The sequence below is a fragment of the Leptotrichia sp. oral taxon 417 genome, from assembly GCF_013394865.1.
Classification (GTDB): domain Bacteria; phylum Fusobacteriota; class Fusobacteriia; order Fusobacteriales; family Leptotrichiaceae; genus Leptotrichia; species Leptotrichia wadei_A.
This window is the reverse complement of the sequence record NZ_JABXYV010000001.1, coordinates 2238002-2263116: the sequence shown is the minus strand read 5'-3', so window position 1 is coordinate 2263116 and position 25115 is coordinate 2238002. Positions and strand designations below refer to the sequence as shown.

Annotated in this window: 18 protein-coding genes; 17 read left to right on the top strand and 1 reads right to left on the bottom strand. The window is 27.4% G+C overall.

Translation table 11 applies throughout. From position 1 onward, the window contains the following. The first annotated feature begins 349 nt into the window (after positions 1-349). The 8 genes from HW276_RS10390 to HW276_RS10355 all read left to right on the top strand — a co-directional run bounded on the left by HW276_RS10390 (position 350) and on the right by HW276_RS10355 (position 15220). Complete coding sequence (locus HW276_RS10390; protein WP_178938384.1) at positions 350-3328, top strand: PD-(D/E)XK nuclease family protein; 2979 nt, start codon at positions 350-352, stop codon at positions 3326-3328. Then, positions 3312-6605, top strand: coding sequence for an exodeoxyribonuclease V subunit beta (locus HW276_RS10385; protein WP_255460452.1), 3294 nt, complete (start codon positions 3312-3314; stop codon positions 6603-6605). The genes HW276_RS10390 and HW276_RS10385 overlap by 17 nt, the downstream gene beginning before the upstream one ends. 167 nt (positions 6606-6772) lie before the next feature. Next, positions 6773-7693, top strand: coding sequence for a manganese-dependent inorganic pyrophosphatase (locus tag HW276_RS10380; protein ID WP_147004365.1), 921 nt, complete (start codon positions 6773-6775; stop codon positions 7691-7693). A gap of 32 nt (positions 7694-7725) precedes the next feature. Further along, positions 7726-8079: a hypothetical protein gene (locus tag HW276_RS10375; RefSeq protein ID WP_147004364.1), complete on the top strand. Its 354-nt coding sequence runs from the start codon at positions 7726-7728 to the stop codon at positions 8077-8079. A 108-nt stretch (positions 8080-8187) separates the two neighbouring features. Then, the gene (locus HW276_RS10370; protein WP_147004363.1) at positions 8188-8829 is read left to right on the top strand and encodes a peptidylprolyl isomerase; all 642 of its coding nucleotides are present in this window, start codon (positions 8188-8190) and stop codon (positions 8827-8829) included. 135 nt (positions 8830-8964) lie between these two features. Continuing rightward, positions 8965-9807, top strand: coding sequence for a hypothetical protein (locus HW276_RS10365; protein ID WP_178938383.1), 843 nt, complete (start codon positions 8965-8967; stop codon positions 9805-9807). A 349-nt stretch (positions 9808-10156) separates the two neighbouring features. Further along, positions 10157-13840: an LPS-assembly protein LptD gene (locus tag HW276_RS10360; RefSeq protein WP_178938382.1), complete on the top strand. Its 3684-nt coding sequence runs from the start codon at positions 10157-10159 to the stop codon at positions 13838-13840. 282 nt (positions 13841-14122) lie between these two features. After that, a complete protein-coding gene (locus HW276_RS10355; protein WP_178938381.1) occupies positions 14123-15220 on the top strand; it encodes an RNA-guided endonuclease TnpB family protein in 1098 nt (365 codons plus the stop codon). Positions 15221-15527: 307 nt separating this feature from the next. Here HW276_RS10355 and HW276_RS10350 read toward each other — a convergent pair whose 3' ends face one another. After that, on the bottom strand, positions 15528-16052 hold the full coding sequence (locus tag HW276_RS10350; protein ID WP_178938380.1) for an OmpA family protein: 525 nt from the start codon (positions 16050-16052) through the stop codon (positions 15528-15530). A 318-nt stretch (positions 16053-16370) separates the two neighbouring features. Between HW276_RS10350 and HW276_RS10345 the strand changes: the two genes are divergently transcribed. The 9 genes from HW276_RS10345 (at position 16371) to HW276_RS10305 (ending at position 25002) form a co-directional block, all read left to right on the top strand. Next, positions 16371-17309, top strand: coding sequence for an Hsp33 family molecular chaperone HslO (locus tag HW276_RS10345; protein ID WP_178938379.1), 939 nt, complete (start codon positions 16371-16373; stop codon positions 17307-17309). Between the two features lie 27 nt (positions 17310-17336). Beyond that, a complete protein-coding gene (locus HW276_RS10340; RefSeq protein ID WP_018499170.1) occupies positions 17337-18263 on the top strand; it encodes a D-alanine--D-alanine ligase in 927 nt (308 codons plus the stop codon). Between the two features lie 73 nt (positions 18264-18336). Further along, positions 18337-18816, top strand: a complete 480-nt coding sequence (locus HW276_RS10335; protein ID WP_178938378.1) for an S-ribosylhomocysteine lyase — start codon at positions 18337-18339, stop codon at positions 18814-18816. A gap of 51 nt (positions 18817-18867) precedes the next feature. Then, on the top strand, positions 18868-20295 hold the full coding sequence (locus HW276_RS10330; RefSeq protein WP_178938377.1) for a hypothetical protein: 1428 nt from the start codon (positions 18868-18870) through the stop codon (positions 20293-20295). Positions 20296-20320: 25 nt separating this feature from the next. After that, complete coding sequence (locus tag HW276_RS10325) at positions 20321-20863, top strand: hypothetical protein (RefSeq protein ID WP_178938376.1); 543 nt, start codon at positions 20321-20323, stop codon at positions 20861-20863. Between the two features lie 65 nt (positions 20864-20928). Then, complete coding sequence (locus HW276_RS10320) at positions 20929-21618, top strand: hypothetical protein (RefSeq protein ID WP_178938375.1); 690 nt, start codon at positions 20929-20931, stop codon at positions 21616-21618. A gap of 30 nt (positions 21619-21648) precedes the next feature. After that, positions 21649-22254, top strand: coding sequence for a hypothetical protein (locus HW276_RS10315; protein ID WP_178938374.1), 606 nt, complete (start codon positions 21649-21651; stop codon positions 22252-22254). A gap of 68 nt (positions 22255-22322) precedes the next feature. Continuing rightward, positions 22323-23087: a TatD family hydrolase gene (locus tag HW276_RS10310; RefSeq protein WP_178938373.1), complete on the top strand. Its 765-nt coding sequence runs from the start codon at positions 22323-22325 to the stop codon at positions 23085-23087. Positions 23088-23100: 13 nt separating this feature from the next. Beyond that, entirely contained in the window at positions 23101-25002 is a 1902-nt protein-coding gene (locus HW276_RS10305) for a S8 family serine peptidase (protein WP_178938372.1), read from the top strand. Positions 25003-25115: the final 113 nt, after the last annotated feature.

Below are 25115 nucleotides of genomic sequence, written 5' to 3'. Positions count from 1 at the left end.
TAAAATCATTGACTACGTGTCTAATACGTGTTATAATGATTTTGTAATTAAAAAGATAATATGAAAAATAAATATAGGAGTTGATAGTTCTGAATTTATGTGATTATATCTTAGATTTTGTAAGTGGTTTATTTGGAGAAGAAGAAGTTGAATGCTGGTTGAATATTTTATTAGATTTCTTTTTTTAGTAATGATAGGAGATGATAAGGATGGATTTTTTTGACTCAAAATTAAAACTTTGAAATTAATATTTGGAAACAACTTTTGCATATTTTTACAATTTTTTTGAAAAAAATGTTATAATAGTAAAAAATTTATAAAAAATCTTCAGTTTAAGGAGAAAGATACTATGAAAATTAGTTATAAAGGAATTGGATCTAATTTAAAAGAAATATTATTTGAAGAATTTAGGAAAAATGAAAATACACTTTTTGTATTTGAAAATTCAGCTTCATTTTTTGAAATTAAAAGAAACTTTTTGCAAGATGAGAAAATGCAGCAAGAATTAGGGATTTTTCAGAATTTTAAGATGATGAACAGTTATGATTTTTATGAAAATCTTTTTATTACAGACAAAATTGTGATAAAAGAAGAAAAACAGGTTGTATTATTTTATAATGCATTGACACAAAAGCTAAAAAAGAAAATGAAGATTAAGAATTATTATGATGTTATTGATATTGCCTATAATTATTATAATTTATTTGCAGAACTTCAGGAATATAAGATTGATTTAGAAAAGGTGGAGTTGGAGAAATGGCAGGTTAAAACTTTTAAAACTTTACTTGAAATTGATAATGAAATTAAAAAAATTGTACAGCTAAAAGGACTAATTTTGCCATATATGCTTAGAAATGTAGAAAATATTTCGGATAGTTTTTTAAAAAAATTTAATAAAATTTGTTTTGTAAATAAAGTTAAAATTACACCTTTTGAAAAAGAAATAATTAAAAATATTGAAAGCAGAGGAATTATAGTAAAAAATATTCTGCAGCTTAGTAAAAATGATTTTAATGAAGAAAAATTAAAAATAAATGACAGTTTTTCAATTCCTAATAAAAGTGAATCTTTGGAAAAATTTGAAACAAATATTGAAATTTTTGAATATGAAAATAAATTTTCACAGCTTTTGGGAATGATAAAAAAACTGAATGACAGTGAAAATGAAGAAAAAATTGAAAATATAGCAAATTTTAAAATTTATGATTTGCAGAATAACGGAGAAGATGGGAAAAAGGATTATCAGCTTTTAAAACAAGAAAAAATTTCTTCTAATCTGGAAATTACTATGCAAAAAACAAAGATTTACAAAATATTGGAACTAATCTGTAATATTTTGGAAAATGTAAAAGTTATTGGAAAAAATTCTGAAAGTGATGAAGTAGAAAATGAAGATTTTGAATCTAGAATTGAAACTGAAAAAAATTATAAAATAGAAAATGAGAAAACAGAAAATTTAGAAAACTATGAATTTGAAAAGGAAAATAAAAAAGAATGTAACCAATCTTTAAAAATTAGAATGAAAGATTTGTATGATGCTTTTAAATCTAATGATTTTTTAAAAATCTTTAAGTTAAAAAAATCTTATAATTTTTTTGTGGAAATTGCTAAAGAGGGATATAAATATATTTCTAAAAATGAAATTTTTAGAATTTTGAAAAATCAAAATGAAAGATATTATAAAAATTGGACAGATATTGATATTGAAGGAATTATTAATTTAATTGATGAAATTGAAAGAATTTTTGAATATCAGATGCTTGAAGAATATAGAAGCTATCTTGAGGAAATTTTTGATAGAAGCGGTGAGCTGGATAAAGATATTCGAGATAAGTATTTTGAAGCTTTATCGGAAATGGTAGTGCTGGAAGATTTTTCATTTGATAATTTATGGAGTGGTTTTTTTAGTGAAAATGTAATTTCAGCAAGTTTATTGAAACTATTTTTGAAATATTTAGATAAAAAAGCGATTAGTTTAAATCTTGAAAAAAGTGACGAGCAGGATAGTGAAAATATTGCAAAATATTCGATTAATTCATTTTCAGCAATTTCAGAGACTCAAAAGGAAAACCTTATACTTCTCAATATTCAAGATACATTTCCAAAAGTAAATGTAAACAATTATTTATTTACAAAAATTCAACGTGCAAAAATAGGGCTTCCTATAAGTGATGATGAAAAGCGAATTGAGATTTTTAAATTTTATCAAAATATTCTAGGAGCAAAAAATGTTTATTTATCTTATGTAAAAAATCAAGATGAAAATATAGATTCGGCTGGAGTTATTGAGGAAATTAAACTAAAATACAGTATAAAAGCACAAAAAAATAAAATAAATGAGAATGACGAACTGGATTTTATAAAAAACTATTTTTTGGAAAATATAGAAAAAACATGGAAACCACGAGAAATTGGAAAATTTATTCCATCTAAGCTGGAAAAAAATTTAGATAAAATTAAATCAAAAAAATTGAGTCTTGGATATTATGATTTTGAAAAGATGGAAACCTTTGAGTATGGGTATTATTTAGATAAAATGATTGGTGAAACTGAGATTGAAAAAATTGATGAAAAATTAGAGGATAAATTGTTTGGAACTATTATTCATTTAATTTATGAAAAAATTGTTTCTAAAAATAAGGAAAATATTGAGAAAAAGAAACTTTTGATAAAAAGTAAGGAAGATGAAAAAATTTTAAAAAAGGAAATTAAGGATGTTTTAAAAGATGTTCTAAATTCATATAAATATAAAATTTCTGAAGATTATTTGGAATTTTATAAAAAAATCTCATTTAAAGAAATTGTAAAATCAGTAGAAAAAATATTGAAAAAAATGATGAAAAGAATTGAAAATGAAGATGAAATAAAAATTTATTCGGAAGAAAAAATAAAACTTAAATCAGAAAAGAAACTTTATGAAAATATTTTTATAAATGGAGTAATTGATTTGCACTTAAAATTGAAAGAAAAAGAAATTTTGTATGACTATAAATCTGGTGTCCTAAAAAATAAAAAAGGAGAAGAAAAGAAAGAAAAAGTTGACAATGCTTTTAAACAATTAGATTACTACTCTATTATGCTTTCTGAAAGAAATAGTCAGGAAATAGAAAAATTTGTAGTGGATGTATGGAATGGCGATATAATGGATGATAAAAGAAAAGAAGAAGAAGAATTTCTGAATGAAGATGATATTCTCAAAGTCGTAAAAAAATATTATGAAACTGATTATTATGATATTGGTGATGTAAAAGATGTGCAAAACTACACCTATCAAACTTATAAAAATATATGCAGAAGGGAGGATGAATTAAATGATGAAAATAAATAATATAAATGAAAAACAAAATAAAATTATTTTGAAAGCAAGTGCAGGAACTGGGAAGACTTATAGATTATCACTAGAATATATTGCAAACTTGATAAAAGGTGTAAATTATAAAAATATAGTTGTAATGACTTTTACTAAAAAGGCAACTGCGGAAATTAAAGAGAGAATTTATGATTTTCTTTATCAAATTGCATTTGAAAAATATAACTGGAAAGAGCTGGAAAATAGCCTAAAAGAACTTTATGGATTCTCCGATGATGAAATCTTAAAAAATAACTTACAAAATATGTATTTTGAAATGATCAAAAATAAGGATGAAATCAGAATTTACACAATTGACGGATTTACAAACAGAATTTTTAAAAATACGATCGCTCCATATTTTGGTGTTTATAGCTATGAAACAATTGACGAAGAAGAAGATGAATTTTACAATGATATTTTGATTAAAATAATTGGAAATAATAACTATTTCGAAAAATTTAAGTTTATGATAGATGAAGAAAAAGACAGGAAAAATATCTCGACTTATGTAAAAGTTGTAAAATCGCTACTGAATTTGCAGGAAAAATTTTTGCTAGCTGGCAATAATTACAAAGAAGCAAATCTAGCTTTGAAAAATAGTAAATCAAGTACAGATTTTGTAAATATTTTTGAAAATATTCTTAAAAATACGAAAAAAATTGCTGAAATAAAAAGAGAAAACGTTACTGAAATATTAAATGTAAAATTTACTGATATTTTTAAAAAATTTGAAGAACTAAATCAAAATAATCCCGATACTTCTACTGTGCAAGATAAAAAAATAGAATTAATATTGGAAAAATCAGATGATATTTTTGGTACAGGAAATATTTGGAACGGGAAAAAAACTGGTGGAAAAGAAGCCAAAGAACTGCTGGATACAATGAAAAAAGATCAGGAACTTTTGCACAAATCAATCTCAAATTATATTTTTTATGAGAAAATATTACCGAATGACAGGAAAATAAAAGAATTTGCAAAAATTATATTTGACATTGCAGAACAAACAAAATTAAGTACAAAAAGATTTACTCACACAGATATTTCTACATATACGTATAAGTTTATTTTTGACAAGGAACTAGGATTTGTAAAAACTGACAATAAAAATAACAACACAGTTACAGGAGATTTTTTGGAACTTATTGGTGGACAAATTGATACAATTATGATTGATGAGTTTCAGGATACAAGTATTTTGCAATGGAAAATTTTACAATTACTTCTTTCAAGTGCCAAAAATATTATTTGCGTTGGTGATGAGAAACAAAGTATTTACAATTGGCGTGGTGGAGAAAAGGAACTTTTTGAAAATTTGGAAAATCTGATCGGTGGAAATGTTCAGAGTTTGGAAAAATCCTATCGAAGCTACAAGCAGATTATTGAAAATGTAAATAAAATTTTTACTAATTATAATGAAAACTGGAAATATACAAATTCGTTGTATCGTGATGATGAGGACTATCAGAGAGGATATTTTGGATATTATTTTCAAAAAAGAAAATCTAAATATAAGAAAGAGGAAGAAAAACCTGAAAAAGCATACGAAGAAATGATACGAAACTTAAAAGAAGGGAAAATTCAGAATCTTGGGAAAAGCTGTATAATTTGTCGTGGAAATAATGAGCTTGCGGAAATTACAGCAAGGCTGAATGAAGAAAAAATTCCATTTACGCTTGAGAGCAATTCTTCGATTTTAGACTACAAAGCTGTTAAACCGCTATATAAGCTAATAAAATTTTTTGTCTATCATAATTTTGTTTATTTATTGGAATTTATGCGAAGTGATTTAATTGGGTGCCTGAATAATCACGTAAAATATTTGGTAGAAAATAAATATTTAATTGAAAAATATATTACAAAAAATATTAATTTATCGAATAAAAATCTGAAAAATAAAAATAGTTTTGAATATTTTGTAGAAAACTTGGAAAATTTGGAAGAAAAAGGAAATTTGATGGAATATAAAAACATTGATTTTATGGAAAGAAATGGGCTTTCATTTTCTAAAATTTTGGAAAAAATAAAAGAACTTTACAAACTTTCGGTTAATTTAAACAACAAATATCCAAATGAGAATTTTTCAAAAAAAATTATTCAAAATTTTGATGTGACAAGTTTCTATTCGACAAATAGCGATATAAAAAATATTTTTCAATTTTTCAATATTTTAAAAGAATTTGATAATTTGTACGAATTTATCGTGCATGTTGAAGATGAAAGGGATAATTTGCGTCAAATAAGCAGTTCTGATGAGAACACCATAAATTTAATGACAATTCATAAGTCCAAAGGATTGGAATTTGATACAATAATTTATTATAGAAAAGGAAAAACAGGTGGAAATAATTTTAAAACTTTTGAAACATATTTTAATTATGATGAAACTTTTTCCAATGTAACCAATTTCCTGATAATTTTTTCAAAATATTCTAAAAATGTAAAAGAACTAAAAGAATATAAAATGATTGCTGAAAAAAATTCTCAAAAGGAAAAAATGGAAGAAATAAATGCTGATTATGTTGCTTTGACACGTGCGAAAAAAAATCTCCTTTTATATTGTGAAGCAGTTATCAAAAAATTGACTCCAACTAAGAAAAATCCTAAAGAATATGAATTTTCAGATACTTTTATAAATAAATTAATTGAAGTTTATAATGGTAACGAAAAAGAATATCATAATGGGAAAATTATTGAAACAATTAAAATAAAAAATGAAAATATAAAAAACTCTGAAAAATTTAAAATAAACAATAAAATTTTGGAAACTTATTTTTCAAAAGATAAATTTCAAATAAAAAAATCAAGTATAACTTTAGAAAAAGAATTTAAACGAAAAAAAGGTCTTGCAATGCACTATTATTTTGAGCATATTTTAAATGATTTGGAAAATGAGAAAAAGATAGCAAAATCTGCACTTTTGAGCCGATATGGGAATATGCTGGGGAAAAAAATTGTGGAAGAACTGATTGTCAGAATGGATAAATTTATTGAAAAAAATATCAATATTTATGATAAGAAATATAAAGTTTATAATGAATTTGAAGTATATGATTCTGAAGGGAAGAAGCGTATTATTGACAGAATAAATATTGATGAGAATAACAGGAAAATCTATATTTATGATTATAAGACTGGATTTGAGCCTGAAACGAAAAAAGAATATCAGAAGCAAATTGAGGAATATAAGAATATTTTAAGGGGAAAAGTTTCAGAGGATTATGAAATCGAAGTAAAATTGCTGGAAGTTTAAGAATAAATTATTAAGAGTATTTGATGAACTAAATTAGCAAGGAGTTTTGATCCCGTGTTTCAAAACATTTATTTTAAGTTTTTTTCAAAAAATGGTTTTTTCTATTTCAAAAATAAGATTAATAGGTTATAATAATATAAAATGATTAAAATTTAGGAGGAAAAAATATGTCAATATTAGTTTTTGGACACAAAAATCCAGATACAGATACAATTTGTTCGGCAATTGCTTATGCGGAACTAAAAAATAAATTGGGAAAAGATGTAAAGGCTGTAAGACTTGGAGAAGTTAATGAAGAAACTAAGTATGCCTTGAACTATTTTAAAGTTGAAAAGCCTGAATTGGTGGAAAATGTGGCTGGAAAGGAAATTATTTTAGTAGATCATAATGAAAGAACTCAGACTGCTGATGGATTTGAAGAAGCAAAAGTTTTGGAATTGATTGATCATCACAGAATTTCAAATTTCAATGTAGATGAGCCATTGTATGCAAGAGTAGAGCCTGTTGGATGTACTGCGACTATTATTTTAAAATTATTTAAGGAAAATGGTCTTGCACCAAGTAAAGAAACTGCTGGACTTATGTTAAGCGCAATTATTTCAGATACATTATTGTTTAAATCTCCAACTTGTACACAATGTGACGCAAAGGCTGGAAAGGAATTGGCTGAAATTGCTGGAGTAGATTTGAAGGAATATGGACTTGAAATGTTAAAGGCTGGAACTGCGCTTGGAGATAAATCTGAAGCAGAACTTCTTAATATGGACATGAAAATATTTGAAATTGATGGTGAAAAAATTGGTGTAGCACAAGTCAATACTGTAAATGAAGCGGAAGTTTTAGAAAGAAAAGAAAAATTATTGGCTGAAATTGATAATATTATTGCAAAAGAAGGGCTAAAATTCTTTATGCTTGCAATTACAAATATTTTAACAAATGATTCTACAGCATTAGTTTCTGGAAATGGAAATGATGTTATTGAAAAAGCATTTGGAGAAAAAGTTGACAGTAATTTAGTAACTTTGAAGGGTGTAGTTTCAAGAAAGAAACAAATTATTCCGCCATTGACAAAAGCAATTCAAGGATAAGATTACAAAAATAAAAAATAAGGATTTTAAAAATGGCAATAATAAAATTTAAAAAAAGGGAAGAGCTGAAAATTTTATTTGCGGTAAAACTGCCTATGATAATTTCTGAGCTTTATAAACAGTCTAGAAATAAAAGGGAAGCGAATGAAATAATAAGAAATGCCTTTAATATGAAAAAAAATAGAGTAATTAACACATTGGAGCTAGTTGACGGATTTGGAAACCAGTTTTCCGTTCTTGTCATTTACGATAATATTATGGAGGAAAAGGAGCTTTTAAAATATAATCTGGATGTTGAGGAAATTAACTTTAGAATTTTGGAATTTGACTTTAATAATAAAATTGAAGTTGAAGAAACTATAAAATATATAAAAAGGACATATTAGCTTTTCTTATAATTATATGAATTTTGAAAATACTTTGGCAAGGGTAAGTTCCCCCTTGTCATAAAGCAAATAAAATCGGTCTATAATATAAAAAAGTGAGGGAGAATAATGAAGAAAATAGCGATATTGGTTAGCATGTTAATGATTATGATGGTTAGCATTGCTGAAGCCAAAGGAAGTAAAAATCATCAAAAGAAAGAAAATAAAAAATTTGAGAAAATAATGAAGGATTTTCAAATGGAAGCTGTAATGAAAACTACAAAAGGGGATATTACATTTTTTTTATATCCTGAAGCAGCTCCAAAAAATGTTGCGAATTTTGTATTTTTGGCAAAAAATGATTTCTATAATGGATTAAAGTTTTTTAGAGTTGTTCCAAATGGACTTGTTCAGGGAGGAGATCCTGCTGAAAATGGAACTGGAACGACAGGATACATTATTCCAGATGAGAAAAAGAAATGGCTAAATTTTGATGTTGAAGGAATATTGGCAATGTCAAATTCAGGGCCTGATACTAACAGCAGCCAGTTTTTTATTACTATGGAGGCAATGAAGGAACTGAATGGAAAGTATACAATTATTGGTGGAATAAAATCTCGTGAAGACTTGAGAGTAATAAGAACTTTAAGGGAAAATGACAAAATATTGAGTGTTGACATTAAAGGAAAAAAAGTTGACAATTTCTTGAATTATTTCCCTGATGAAGTCAGTGAATGGGAATCAAAACTGAAAAAACCATCAAATCAATAAAAATATTAAGACTTTTAATTTTTAAATGAAAAATTTATTAGGGAAATTTAAGCCTATAGTAAAAAGTTATTGATATATTAAGAAAAAAATGTTAAAATATTTGATATAAATTAAAATAATGAAAGGGAGACTGAAATGAATAGATTAAGAAATTTATTAAAAAGTGAAAAGTTAAGTTTATCTCAATATTTTGAGGAAGCGTATAAACTTTTTAATGAAATGATTAGAGATGATAATAAAGATATAATGATTATTATGTTTTTATCATTGATTTCAGTGCTATTAAGAAATATCATTGGAACTTTGGTATCATTTGCTATGTTGATTAGAATATGGTTTTTTTATAGAAAAGTTATTTTTAAAATTGAAGGGAAAAGATATGAAACAGGTGATGCAACTGTAAAATCATTTGTGTTGCTTGGAATTAGCTTGTTGGCAGGACTTTTGGTAGGCCTTCTTATGCTTCCGTCTATAAGTGGAATAATAGGGATGACATTGTATGGCGGAGGAGGAATTGGAGTTTTAGCAGCCATAATCATTCCAATTATTATTCTTATAGTGATCTTTATTGTTGTGCTGCTATTTATATTATATTTTATACCTGCATACATGTCTAGAAATGGAAGTATTGGTGAAACATTTAAATATAATCTTTTCCTTTGTAAAAATGATAGAATGAGAATGTTTTTACCTGTAATTATCTTGCTTGTTTCAGGATTTGTATTAGGAGTTGTATTTGGATTTTTTGGAACTGTAGGAACTATTATAGGAGCGCTTATAAGTTCGGCTGTCAATTTGTTTCAAGTAATAATAGTTTCAATAATTTATTTAAATGTAGAATATAATACTGAAATTCCTGAAGAGTTTTCTTTTGCAAAAGAAAATTATAAAAATAAAGCGAATAAAGCTGCAGATGAAAGTAAAAAAATAGAAAATAAAACTTTAACAGAAGAAAAAAAAGATGATGAAAATAATTAATAAAAAAAATATTTAATTTTATAAAAAACTGTTTTGGCTATGTAACGATGGCTTGAAACAGTTTTTTTCTTTAAATGCTATTTTTAGTATTGCTACATTTTTTACTCTGTCTTCAAAGACAAAAAATTTGAAACATTTGGTCACTTATGATATAATAAAAACAATAATTAAGTATGTCAAATACGGATGATTTTGAACTGGAACAGTAAGGAAATTGAGAATGTCTAGAAAAATAAAAAGGGGCTTAAAAAAGTTGTGATTTAATTGGGGCAGGTTCAAAACATAGAGGTGTGATATAATTTTAGTGATTGATAAGGTATTATATAATAAAAAATAAAAGGTTGAAGAAATGAAAAGGATGAAAAAATATAAAGTATTGTTTATTTTGCTGTTTTATATCATACTTTGTGGCAAGCTGAATGCTGCTGGGGAAGTAATAGATTTGGAAACAGAAAAGTCTAGAATAAATCTGGAAACGGAAGAAATAGAAACAGAAGGTAACGTTACTGTAAAATATGAAGATTATACGATAAATGCTGACAAATTAAAAAAAATTGCTAATAAAAATATTCTTTCAGGTTCTGGAAACGTTGAATTTTCTCAAGGTTCTCAAATTATAAAGGCTGATAACTTTATCTTTGATATGGATACAAAACTGGCAAAAATATTTAATTCAGAAAGTTATGATTCTAACTTAAAATTACGTTATGGTGGAGAGGAAACTTTAAGTTTAGGGAATAAGGCAATTTTTATAAAAAATGGATGGTTTACTACGAGTCCTTATGAAAAACCTAATTATAAAATAAATGCAGAAGAGCTGGAAATTTATCCAAATAAAAAGGCTATTGCAAGAAATATTGGCTTTTTTGCTGGAGGAAAAACTTGGTTTAAGCTGCCATATTATGTAACTTCTCTAAAGCCGTCAACTCAAAGGGCTACATTATTTCCTTACATTGGGATGGATAGCGACAGAGGGCTTTTTGGAATTATGGGGTTTGACTATGATTTAGGTCCGCTTGCACAAGGATTTGTTGATTTTGAGTTAAGTACAAAGCAAAAACTGGCTTTAAAAGTTTCAAATGATTATTCCTTCTGGGGAAATAATTCTGGAAATATATTTGTAAACAGGGTTGTTGTTCCAATCGGAAATCATAAGCAGGAATGGGATTTTAAATGGAATCATAAAGTTACAAATGTTCCGAAAAAAGCCAAGGAAGATAGAAAATTTTACGATGCAGGTTATGGAATCTGGAATTTAAATTATCAAAATATTACAACTAATTTAATGTATGCAGTCGACGGTGCAAAATTAAAGGATGATTATACTGCATTTGTAGATAAATATAGACATATTGGTTTCTGGGATATGAATATTAATCAGGAGCTTGGTCAAAATGGAGAATTTAATGCAAAATATTATTGGACACAGGATAAGCATGCATTAAAGGCATTGACTGATATAAATGACAAGATTATGAAGGATGATGATCTTGATCCACGTAGAACAGACGTTGATTTGTATAAGAGCATAAAGTATACAAATGGTAATAAAGATGTGGAAATAACAGTGGATAATGAGGATTTTCGGGATATTAATCCTGGATATGTCGGAGATTTGAACTCATATAGAAAAAAAAGAAATTATGGAATTGACTTTAGAGGGCCAAAAATAAAATTTGATTATCTTAATTCGGATAAGGATGAATACAGAGAACTTTTAGGAATGCGAGATCGTGGTGATGACAAGACAATTCATTGGGTTCAGAATGTTGCTTATGACAAGAGAAAGGAATGGGGATTGACATTTGGAAATTATTATCCATTCAGGGAAAGTGACTTTTTTGGATATCAGCCTCGTACTGGTTATCAGAATTTAACAAATACGCTGTATTTTGGAGCACAGGCAAAGCAAGTTGAGATAATAAAAAAAGAATATGAATATGATTACACAAGAGATAATGAAAATTATAATGCATTATTCTTAAATCCATCAACAACTGATGAAAGCCGTATTTATAAAGTTTATGAAGATAATGAGATAATACGCCGTCCTAAGAAAATCATTTATGAAAAATATAGATCGCAAAGATTTAATATGGGTAATGACAGAATTGATATTCCATTGAGAGAATCTTTTGTCGGATATAACTTAGCTTTTGAAAACCGTGATTATAGCAGTTTACCAGTGCCTGAATTTAGAAACGGAAGAAAAGTAGAAGATCTGAATTCAAAAACAGGATATAAAGTTGCAAGAGATGCAAGTGGAGATACTATAAAGCAAAGTCCATCAATGAAAATTTTTACATTGGATACAAGATTATTTACAACAATTTTTGACAATACTTCCAAGAATAATAATAAATACGATGTAAAAGTTACAAATGATGCAACAGTAAGTTTTCAGCGGACAACTGCTGATAGTGCAACTTATGGAGGGTATGACATTGTAGAAGTTCCAACAAATGCTATTGGACTTAGAAATGATTTTAACTATCATATAGGAAATGTAACGTTTAATTATAATTTAGCAATGAGAGATGACAGGCATTTTATGGATCATTGGTTAAAAAATAGATATGTTAAAAACTATTTTAAAGCTGATATTGCAAATAAACGTTTTGTAAGCCTTAATTTTGAAAATAATGATGAATATGAATTTAAAGATTTTAAATCTGAAAGGGATTTTAATAGAGAAATTCAATATGGATATGTATCAGATGCTGGAGATAACTTCCTGTATAAGTTTTCTGATAAAAATAAACAGTTATTTCCATATAATACCAGTCTTGGATGGAATCAGAAGATATACAAGGAATCTCTAAAGGAAAGAAGTTTTGGAATCAATTTTAATGAATGGGGATTTGAGTATACAAACACATTGAATAAGGCAAATGATATTTATGGAAATGTTGCTACATTTGGATATCCGGCATTAAAATTAAAGACAAACTATCACAAATTAGGATTTGTTTATGATACTTCAAAAATGAAAAATAAGAAATTTGAATCGGATCATTATTTTAGAGTAAATCTTGGATTTGGTAAAAAAATATACAGAGATTTGAAAAATACTCCAATTATTACTTCAGATGACAAATATATACGTGGAAATGATTATACTACAATTGGATTTTTATATAAATATGAAAATAATGCTAAACCTAGATATGCTGCTGATCTGGACAAAAAGGAAAAAGACAGGGAAGCAGAAATTATAAAATCTGAAAATCAAATTAAAGATGTAAATATGGTAAAAAATTCAAATACACAGGAATTTTCTATTAACAATGCCAATAAATCTAATATAGATAATATTGTTGTAAATAGTGATAATAGGCTATTCTTGAGCAGTGATGAGGAAGAAGCGTATAAAAGTTATGTGGAAGAGGAAAATTATCGTCAAAATAAGTTCAGCTTAAATGATTTTAATGCTAAACTTCAAAATTTGAGAAGTCATAAAAAATATTTCCAAATTGGGATGGATATGCAAATAGATGGTTCTGATGCGACTAATCCTAGCGGAATGAAGGGATTTGACAAAATTAATGATTTAACATTTAAAGTTGAAGCGGGATATTTGGAAAAAATGTTTGTAAGATATGCCTTTATAATGGAAAGACCAGACAGAATATATCGTAATGACTCGACACGTAACAGCACCTTTGACTTTAGAAAACATGAATTTGAAGGAAAGTATATGTTTTCACGAGATCCAGACAAGCCATGGTGGGTCGGTGGAAAAATCCAATATGTACAAAATGGAGCACCTAAATCTTCTGATCCTGAAATCTATGAAAGTTCATGGTATGCTAAAAAAGTTAATAAGTTGACTTTAGGAATGGTGACATTGACACATAGATTCGAAAATGTTGAATGGGAAATTGGAACAGGAATGAAATGGGATAAGCCTAGCAACAAAAAATTAGGATATTATCCAGTAGTTTCATTAAAATTTGGAGTAACTCCATTCCCGGAAAAGAATGTTCAATTTAACTATTCTGGAAAAGGATTTGAATTTGGAGCAGGATTATAAAAATTATACTTATTTTGAATATTATTTATCAAGGGATTTTGATCCCTTGTTTTTTTATTTTTATTTCTTGTTATACTATTCCCCGTTTAAAAAGCGAATATTTGTTTTAACAAAAAGATAGCAAGAAGTCTCCGACTTCTATAAGTGGGAGATGAATTGCTTTTTTTGTAAAAAAAATTGAAAAAAGGATACTCTTATGATACAATTTTTGTATAAATAATGATAAAATCTCTAAAGAAATAATTAAAAATAATATTCAAAATCAAAAAGAGGTGTAATTTTATGAAATATAATTTGGCATTCAAATACAGAATTTATCCAAATAAAGATCAAGAATTGTTGATAAACAAGACTTTTGGATGTGTTCGTTTTGTTTACAATACGATTTTATATATCGCTAATAAAATTTATGAAGAAACTGGAAAAAATAAAATAGTTACACCTGCCAGTTTGAAAAGTGAAAATCAATTTTTAAAAGAAGTAGATAGTCTGGCACTTTCAAATGCTCAATTGAATGTAAAACGATCGTTTACGAATTTTTTTCAGAAGAGAGCAAAATTTCCAAGGTTCAAATCTAAAAAGAATAATGTTAAAAGTTATACAACAAATTGTGTGAATAATTCGATACGAATTGAGGAAAATAAATATTTGGTCTTGCCAAAATTGAAAAAAGTAAAATTGAAATATCATAGAGAAATACCGAAGGATTACAAGATAAAGTCAGTAACATTGACAAACAGTAATGGAAATTACTATGTTTCTGTTTTGACAGAATTTGAAAAAGAAATTCAAAAAAATTCAAGTAATGATAAAGTAATTGGACTTGATTTTTCAATGTCTGAATTATTTGTCAGTTCTGAAAACCAAAGGGCTGATTATCCAAAATATTTTAGGATGTTGGAAGAAGAATTGAAAAAATTACAGAAATCATTATCGAGAAAAGTGAAGTTTTCTAAAAATTGGTATAAGCAAAAAGCGAAAATATCAAAATTGCATGAGTATATTAAAAATTGCCGAAGAGATTTTTTGCATAAATTATCGAAAAAATTGTCTGAAACATATAATGCTGTGGTTGTTGAAAATTTGAATATGAGAGGGATGAGTCAGGCATTAAATTTTGGAAAAAGTATAGGAGATAATGGATGGGGAATGTTTTTGAGGATGCTTGAGTATAAACTGATGTTTTTAGGGAAACAATTTTTGAAGATAGATAAGTGGTTTCCATCATCGAAAATTTGCAGTAAATGTGGAAATATTAAAGAGGAACTGAAATTATCAGAAAGAAGTTATAAATGTGAGTGCTGCGGGATTGAAATTGATAGAGATTACAATGCGGCATTGAATATAAAAAACATTGGAAAAGCAATGTTGAAATATTAAAAAATAAAAGAAGACAGGGTAGGAACTACCCAAAGAGCTTGGTAAATATATTTGGCTAGCAAAAGCAGGTACTTCCCAAGAAGCTCCCGCTTCTAAAAGCGGGAGTAGTTCACTTATTTATTATTTGAAAATAAATATCAGGTTTAATCTGCTAAAAAGATTTACAACATTCCATTATTCAAATTGGGTTTAGTATTAGAATAAGGAGAAGCACGAGATATTAAAAAACGCCAGTCACCACTTTATAAATGGAAATTCTGGCGTAATTTAAAAAAAAATTATAAGTTTTTATGTGAATAAAAAATTATTAATTTACAAATTGAACTTCAATCCGTCTATTTGCTGCTCTTCCTTCTTCTGTATCATTTGAAGCGACTGGGTTAAGATCACCATTTCCTTTTGTTTCAATTATTTTTTCAGGAGCAAGTCCAAGTTCAATTAATTTTTCTTCAACACTTTCAGCTCTTCTTAAAGATAATTCTTTGTTATATTGTTTAGTCCCTTTGGAATCAGTATATCCGATTATAGAAACTTTATAATTTTTAGATTCAATATAATTTTTTAATTTTTCCAGTATAGGATTGTATTCTTCCTTTATTGTGGCACTATTAAAATCAAACTTTAATTTACTTGTATCCAGTACGACAACATCAGATTCATCTTTGCTTTTTGATACTTCAAGATCATCTATATTGTTTTCTCCGTCAACTTCAACTGCAGTAGTTCTCATCGCATTATCACGAAGATTTGATGTTGTAATTTTTTTTGCTGTAGTTGGAGCAGAAACTAATAATACAGATAACATTGCAGTTATTTTTGATTTTTTTTCCATATTAGACCTCTCTTCCTTTTTTATTATAATATATTTTTTAAAATCTAAATTTTTACAATTATATAACTAAATAAAAAAGTATAAACATATTTGAATTATACTTTCCTTTATTTAGTATAGCATATTCTTTTTAATTTTCATAGATTTTTTTTTGATAAAACTGAAGAAAAAGTAAAAATTGAATTGCCTTGTTTTTTTGTATAGAATATGATATTCTAGTAATATGATTTTGAAAGCATAATTAAATTTATTTAAAATCAAATTGATAAAAATTAATACTATAACGTAGTGTTAAAATAGAAGAGGGATGTAAAAAATATGGAAAAATCAAAAATAATTAGAGGGACAAGCAAATGTGCAAGATTTTTTGTTTGTGATACGACAGAAATCGTGAGGGAAGCAAAAAAAATACACGATCTTGATCCGATAGCAACTACGATTTTTGGAAAATTGCTGACTGCGACTGCTATGATGGGGAAAGATCTGAAAAATGAAAAGGATTTGGTGTCGGTTAGAATTAACGGGGACGGGCCTTATGGAAATATGCTTGCAACTGGGAATATGAATGGAGAAGTAAAAGGTTATATTGCAAATCCTGAGGAAAAATTTCATCAGATTGTGGATGAAAATGGTAATTTTATAAAGGACGAAACGGGGCAAATAAGATTTATTGGAAATGGAACAATGCAGGTTATAAAGGACTTGGGATTACGTGATCCGTTTTCTGGCGTTACTCAAATAAATGAAGAGGATATTGCTGATATTGTCGCCCATTATTTTCTTTTGTCTGAACAAATAAAATCCGTTGTTGCACTAGGAGTGAAATTGGATGAAAATGGCGAAGTGAAAAGGGCTGGCGGTTATTTAATCCAGCTATTGCCAGGAGTGGAAGATGGATTTATTGATAAATTGGAAAATAAATTACAGCAAATTAGAACAATTACTGAACTTTTAGAAGGTGGAATGAGCCTTGAACAAATTGTGGAACTGCTTTACGAGGATATTTCAGTATTTGAAGATGAAACAGATGTTGATGGTGCCCATAAAAAAGTTTATGTGGAAGATTTTGAAATTTTGGAAAAATCAGATTTGGAATACAAGTGTAACTGTACAAGGGATAAGTTTTACAGGGGATTAATTACGCTTGGAAAAGATGAAATTAATAAAATTTTGGAAGAAGAAGGAAAAATTGAGACTGAATGTCATTTTTGCAGAAAAAAATATGAATTTACAAAAGATGATTTTAATTGGGATTAATTATAAAATAAGAAGGAGATGAAAAAAATGTCAAAATTAAGAGTAGGTGTAATACGTGGGGGAGTTTCGACTGAAAGAGAAGTGTCGCTAAAAACAGGAAGTGAAATTGTAGCAAATTTAAATAGAGATAAATATGAAGTTTTTGATATTGTAATTGATACTGAAAAGGAAGTTTATGAAAAAATAAAAGACTTGAATCTAGATTTTGCTTACATTGCTTTACATGGTGTATTTGGAGAAGATGGAAGAATACAAGCAATTTTACAAAGTTTTGGAATTGCTTACAGTGGGCCTGGAGTAATGTCAAGTGCGGTTTGTATGGATAAGGAATTTTCAAAAAGAATTGTGTCTGAATACGGAGTTAGAATTGCAAAATGGAAAAGTGTTCGTGTAGGAGAAACAGTTGATTTTGAAACAGTAAAAAAAGAATTAGGAGATCATCTTATCGTAAAACCAAATAACGGTGGTTCAAGTATCGGAGTAAGTTTTGTGGAAACTGAAGAAGAATTGAAAAAAGGATTAGAACTTGTATTTGGAATGGATAAAGAGGCTTTGATCGAAGAAGTATTACATGGAGTGGAAATAAGTGTGCCAGTAATTGGTGGAAAAGTTTTCCCAACAATAAGAATCGAAGCACTTGCTGGAGATTACTTTGACTATGAATCAAAATATGCAAAAGGTGGAGCAAAAGAATATGTGTTTGAATTCCCAGAAAAAGTACAAGCTGAAATTAACAAATTTGCACAAGATAGCTATTATGGATTAAAATGTGAAGGATTCGCAAGAATTGACTTTATGGTAGTAAACGAAGAAACACCATATTTCATGGAAGTAAACACATCACCAGGAATGACAGCTGCAAGTTTATTGCCAAAAAGTACAGCTTCAAAAGGATACAGCTACTCAGAAACATTAGATTTATTAATTGAATCTTCATTAAAAGTGGAAAGATAAACGAAAGTAAATATTCATAAAGCAAGGGGTTTTGTCCCCTTGTTATCAAATATATCAAAATATGGAGGGAAATATGGAAAGAATAGCAAGTTTTACAGTAGATCATAAAAAATTAAACAGAGGAATTTATGTGTCAAGAATTGACGAAATTAACGGAAATTACATCACAACTTTTGATGTGAGAATGAAGCTGCCAAACAGAGAACCAGTAATAAACATCGCAGAACTTCACACAATGGAACATTTAGGAGCAACATTTTTAAGAAATCATCCAACTTGGAAAGATGAAGTTGTATATTTTGGACCAATGGGTTGCAGAACAGGATTTTATGTAATTTTGAAAGGAAAATTAGAATCAAAAGACATCATTGACTTAATGAAAGAACTTTACAAATTTATGGCAGAATTTAAAGGAGAAATCCCAGGAGCAACTGCAATTGAATGTGGAAACTATTTAGATCAAAACTTGGCAATGGCTAATTTTGAATCAAAAAAATTTTTGGAAGAAACTTTGGAGAATTTGACGGAAGCAAATTTGGTTTATCCTAGATAGAAAATATTATGAGCATCTTTAAGAAGTATTTAAAAATAAGGTGGTAAAAGGATGGAAGAACTAAATACATTTGAAAAAACTTTACCAGATAAATTGGATTTTCTAATTAAATTGAAGCAATTCGTGAGTTTAGAAAAAAATAGTTTGGAAAAAATTAGTTTAGCAGTTATTTTTTTAGAATTAATGCAGAAAAATGGAAAAAGTGCAGAAATAAAAAAGATTAATGGACTTGAATATGTTTATGAAAATTTAACAGGATATTATTTTTTAGTTAGCTCAAAAAAATCAAGAAATTGTTATGATTATATTATAAAAATTTTTCATGAAAAGTTATTTCCAAATGGAGTAATTGATAAAATAATAGGAGATTATTTTTCTTTTGATAGTATAAAAGAAAGAGCAGAATATTTGTTAAGTAGATGGATAAAAATTGGGAAATTAGATTTTTATGTTTCATTATTGGATTTTGAAAATATAAATTTAAAAATGGAAAAATTAAAAGTTGAAAATAAATGGAAATTAATTATATATGAAGATATAAAAACTTCATACATTAAAGATTATTATTTGGATACAGAAGAAGCACTGTATTGCGATATTTTTTTGGAAAAATTAAAAATAGAACCTTTATATGATAAAATTCAATACAATGAATTTTTGAAAAATATATCTCCTTTATTGAAAAAGGAATTATTAGATATAGATGAAAATTATGAAATTGAAATATTAGTTGATAAATATCCGATTACAAATAATAAAATGCAATTTTTAGATGATGAAATGGATATTTATATTACTAAAAATGATTCAAATATGCATCCTTTGGAAAGTTATCCTGAAATATATTTTAGAGATACAGTAAATTCTTGGAAAAAATGTGAGATTGTAAAAAGCCGAAAGCAAAAAATATTTATTCTAAATATAGAACTTAATGAAGAAAAATGGAAAAAATTGCCAGAATTTAAGATAATGCCTAAAATAGAGCATAAAAATGTATTTCCACCTGTTTTTAAAAAAATAGAAAATAATATTTTCGATATAGTTTATATTCCTAGAGAATGTGATGATGATGACCTTGGATTTAGTATATCAGAAGAATTATTAAAGAAAATGATAGGATTGGGTTATGATGTTGAAATTATAAGTAATAAGGATAGGTTTTTTAATACGCATTCACCATATAAACTAAAAACGGAAAAAGATATTTTATGGGTTTATGATTATGAAAATAATTGGTATATATTGCCACTGCTGGATTTTGATACATTAGAACGAAAGGTTATAGATGGAGAAGTTATAACATACACGACTACCTCTGTACAAGTATATCATGAAAAATATTGTCCAGATGGAAAATTGTATTTTCAAAAATCAGAGATAAAAGATTATGGGATAAGCGATGCAATTCATTTGGGATTTGGTGAGTGGGTCGTTAATGAATATCAAAAGTTGATTGAAAGTTATAAAAACAAAATTTAAGTATTTAAATTAACAAGGAGGAAAAATGCCTTACATTTTAAAAGAAGAAAATATCGAAGAATTTTTGAGAAAATCAGAAATGGATGAATTTGAAGAAGAGGATTTTGGAGAATTTTATCCTGATGATTACAAAATGGTTGATAAAAGTGGAATGTTTGAGGATTTTAGGTTTAAATTAGTTGTTTTGGAAAGTTTACTTGGGAAAAATGCGAGTTTTGTTGATGAATTTAAAGAAGTTACTAAAAAATTAGAAGAAAAATATGATGATTATGTTTTTGAAATAGGAAATTTTATTAATCCTGTTATAGTTGAACCAATTTTAAAATTTTTGGAAAATGTAGAATTGACAGAAGAAGATTTAGAAAAAGTAGATGAAATTTGTATTGATGGCGGACTTGAAATTTATGGTATTCTTTGTCCAAATTGGGATGGAGAAGATGAATTATTTGAAATAAAAAGTGTAAAAGGATTTGAAAAATTGAAAAATTTGAAAAAAGTAGTTTTTATCTCTTGTTGTGATGAGGAATTGCTAGATGAATTCAGGGAAAGCGGAATTGAAGTAGAATAGAATTTAATTTAAAAATTATAATTTTTTAGATTTTTTCAAAAAATTTAATATCGAAAAGGAGATTTATGAAAAAAATATTGATTTTATTTTTAGTTGTTTTTTCATTAAATTTTTCATTTGAATTAAAAAAAGAAAATTTTGAAATTATGAAAAATAAGAGTTTAAAATTATCAGAAGAGGAAATGAAAAATCAAAGTGAAAAAGTTGTTGAAGTTTTTAATAAAGAAATTTCAGATAGGATAGAAAGTAAAAATAAGGGTATTGGATATTCGGAAAATACTAATTTGGAAACAGGTGAAAAAAATTTTAAAGTGAATGTACCTGATGTTTTGATGAATAATAAAGTCTATGAAAAAACAATTTATGAAATTGAAAAGATTAACTTTATTTCAAAAAATAAAGTGGAAGTAATTTATACTGAAAAATCTCCAAATATTTTTGAAATTATGTTCTCTGAAGAATTTAACAAAAAACTCGAAGATAAAGTTTCAAAAGAGTTGGGATATAAATTGGATAAGGAAAAAATTCAAAAATTATCCAATGAAGAAAGAATGAAAGCAAATGCAATAATTTTGTCTGAATATCAAAATGAAATGATAAAAAGATTGGATAATAACGAATTTGAATATGAAACTGAAAAGAGAAAAATGATTTTGGAAAGAAATCAGAAAGAATGGGAATATAAAGATGAAGAAACATTAGAAAGTGATGGTTTTGATATTTTTGATTCTATGTTTGAAAATTTTGGAAAATAATTTGAATAAATGAGGATGAGGTATGAGTAAATGAAAAAAATATTAATATTATTTTTACTAACAGCAAGTCTTGGATTTTCTGCGAATTATAAGGTGGAAGTTAAGCCAAATGTGAAAATTCAGCAGTCAGAAATTGAAAAGAACAATTTGGAAATTGAAAAAGTTTTTTTGGAAAATATAAAACGAGATACTCTTGAAGGAATAAAAGAGGTTGACAATCAGATTGCAGAACAAAAAGATGAATTAGGAGCAAGATTTTTTGGTGAAATTTTGAAAGAATATATGAGAAATGTGGAATATCGTATTAAGGAGATAAATTATAATTCTAATTCAAGTGCAGATTTAAAATTTGTTTTAAAAGCACCAAAATTAAATTTTAATTCTCTTTTGGGAGCTGAAGACCAAGAAAAAATAAATAAAACATTTGAGCAAAAAACTGGAAAATCAATAGAATATTTGTCAAATGTTTCAGGGGAAGATTTTCAAAAGAAATGGATGCCAACCTTGATAGATATAATATCAAAAACGGTTTCAGATAAAATTAAGGATATAAAAGAATTTGATGAAAAAGAAGGAACTGTCGAAGCAACAAAAATTAATGGAAAATGGAATATTATAATGAATAATTTAAAATAGAAAATTAATAAGATTGGAATTTTTTAATATAAAAATTAAAAATTTTTTGTAACAAAGGAAGGATTGAAATGGCAAAAATAATAGACACACATACACACATTTACGATGAGCAATTTGCAGAAGATTTTGATGAAGTTTTGGAACGGATTGAGGAGCAATTGGAAAGTGCTGTTGTTATTGGGTGTGATTTGGAAACTTCGCTTACGAGTGTGGCTCTTGCGAATAAATATCCGTTTATTTATGCAGTAATTGGAGTTCATCCTGTGGATATAAAAAAATATAATGATGAAGTAGAAAAAGAACTCGAAAGATTGGCATTGACTGAGAAAAAGGTTGTTGCGATTGGGGAAATTGGGCTGGATTATCATTGGATGGAAGATCCGAAAAATGTGCAAATTTCTGTGTTTAAAAAGCAGATGGAACTTGCTGAAAGAGTGAAAAAGCCTGTTGTGATTCATACGAGGGAAGCGTTGCAGGATACGATTAATGTTTTGAAGGAATATCCGAATGTTGGTGGGATTTTGCATTGTTATCCAGGATCGCTTGAGGCGGCAAAACCACTTTTAGATAGATATTATATCGGAATTGGTGGGACTTTGACATTCAAGAATAATAAAAAGACGAAAGAACTTGTGAGAGAACTTCCTTTGGAAAAGATTGTCCTAGAAACAGATTGTCCATATTTGACGCCAGTTCCTTTTAGAGGAAAAAGAAATGAGCCAATTTATACAAAATATGTGGCAGAAGAAATTGCTAGAATTAAGGAAATTTCAGTGGAAGAAGTTATAAGAGTAACTACGGAAAATGCGAAGAAAATTTATGGGATAAAATAAAAAGGAGCAATAAGTGAAGAAGATAAGGTTTTTAATAATTCTTGCGAGTATGATTTTGAATATAAATATATTTGGGGCAAAGCTGATTTATACTGATAAAAAGACAAAAGTGTCTGATTACGATGTAAAAGAAAGTTTAGTAAAATATCAAAAGAATGAGTATAAAAAAGGTAAAACTTATTATGCTATAACTGATAATACGACAGGATATGACAATTGGGAGGAAGAAGCTGGAGGCATGATGCCAAGAACATATCTTCCTAAAAATTGGAAAAAAATAGGGAAACATCCGTTGAAGGATCAGGAAGGCGAGGATCATACGACACTTGCAACGAAAACTTTTCTTGAAACAACAGGGTTTGATACAAGTAAAGTGATAAACTATGGTGCTGAAAATGAATGGAATATGTTAGAAGGAATATTTTCATATAGTACAAGTACACCATATTATTCACAGTATTTATTGACAGATAATGCATGGTATTTTGGAAATGTGATAAATGAAACGCTTTTAAATAATTATATGCCAAGACTTGCAACAGCAAATACAGATGATAGAAATTTATTGATAATAGCTTTTCCAAATGCTGAAGAAAAGAAAAATAATTCTGATGCCGAAGTGCTGCTTAATGATGCAACTGCGAAATTTCCCTTGTATAGTGATGAAATAGCAAAGTTATTTAGAAGCCAGCGAATAATGGTTGATGCTGCAAATTGCTTTAATTATGGGAAAAAAGATGTAACTAATTTTGTTTTGCTGAATGAAAGCTATAGAGGTAAGAAAATATCGGATTTTTCAAATAAATGTACAATGTCACAGAAGAATGATGAAGTTGGAGCAGATGCATTGTATGCACGAGGTAATACAATAGTAGCACTTGGAAATATATATAGTAAGGTAAATGACTCAAGTGAATTTGGAACAAGTTTTGCAACACCTAGAACGGCTGGATATGCGGCAATTATTTTGAATAAATTTAAGGGACTGACTTATCATCAGGTTAAAGAAATTCTTTTGACAACGGCTTATCGTGAAAAGGACAGGCTTGACAATCAGATGGGCTGGGGAATTGTGGATATTAGAAAAGCGCTTAATGGTCCGACAAATTTGAATGCGGGACTGATTGAAGAAAATAAATTTTATACTGGGATGTATGATAAAATTTTTAATAAAAAAAGTAATGACATTTATTTTTGGGCAGAACCTGAAACTGACTGGGTCTGGACTAATGATATAGACAGTGGATTAAGTGACAAGCCAAGCGGAACATCAACTTATATTATGGCTTTGGATAAGGATGACAACAGTATAACAGGAAAAGTGACAATACAAAATTATTTGTCAAGTGAAGAAAACTTTTACAAGGAAACTAGTAAATATGTGCCAGGACTTAGAAAAGCCGGGAAACATAAACTGACTATAACTGGGGATTTGCTTTATGGCGGAGAAACTCAAGTTTTGGAAGGGACACTAAAACTTACTGGAAATATACCTGACAGTACAATAGTTGTCTATGAAGGGGCTACTCTTGAACTTTGTGGAAATGCAAATAAAGTTGTACTTGCCGGTGGGAAAATTGAAGCATGTCCGAGCGCTAAATATACGCTTGTGAATGAAGATAGGGAAGATATTGAAGTAAATAAGAAAAAAGTGATTGATATTCCAAAACTTTTTTATTTTACTCAAAGCAACAAAATTGAAACTAATAATTTTAAAGACTATGATAAATATAATAAGTTTTTAAATAAGCATTATCATCACATAAAAAGTAATTATAATTTTGGAAAAATGCCTAAAGATGAATTTTATGCCGGAAAAAACCAAGTTTATGCACATGATTATTCTTATAAATTAACTGGAAAATGGGATTTTACTGATACTTATGAATTTTATAAATATATGAATGAAAAATAAAATAATAGATTAATAAAATTAATAAATTAATACTATTAAAAAAAGTTTTTATAAAAAAAAGGATTTATCATAAATTCTAAATTAACAAGGGGTTTTTACCCCTTGCCATAAAA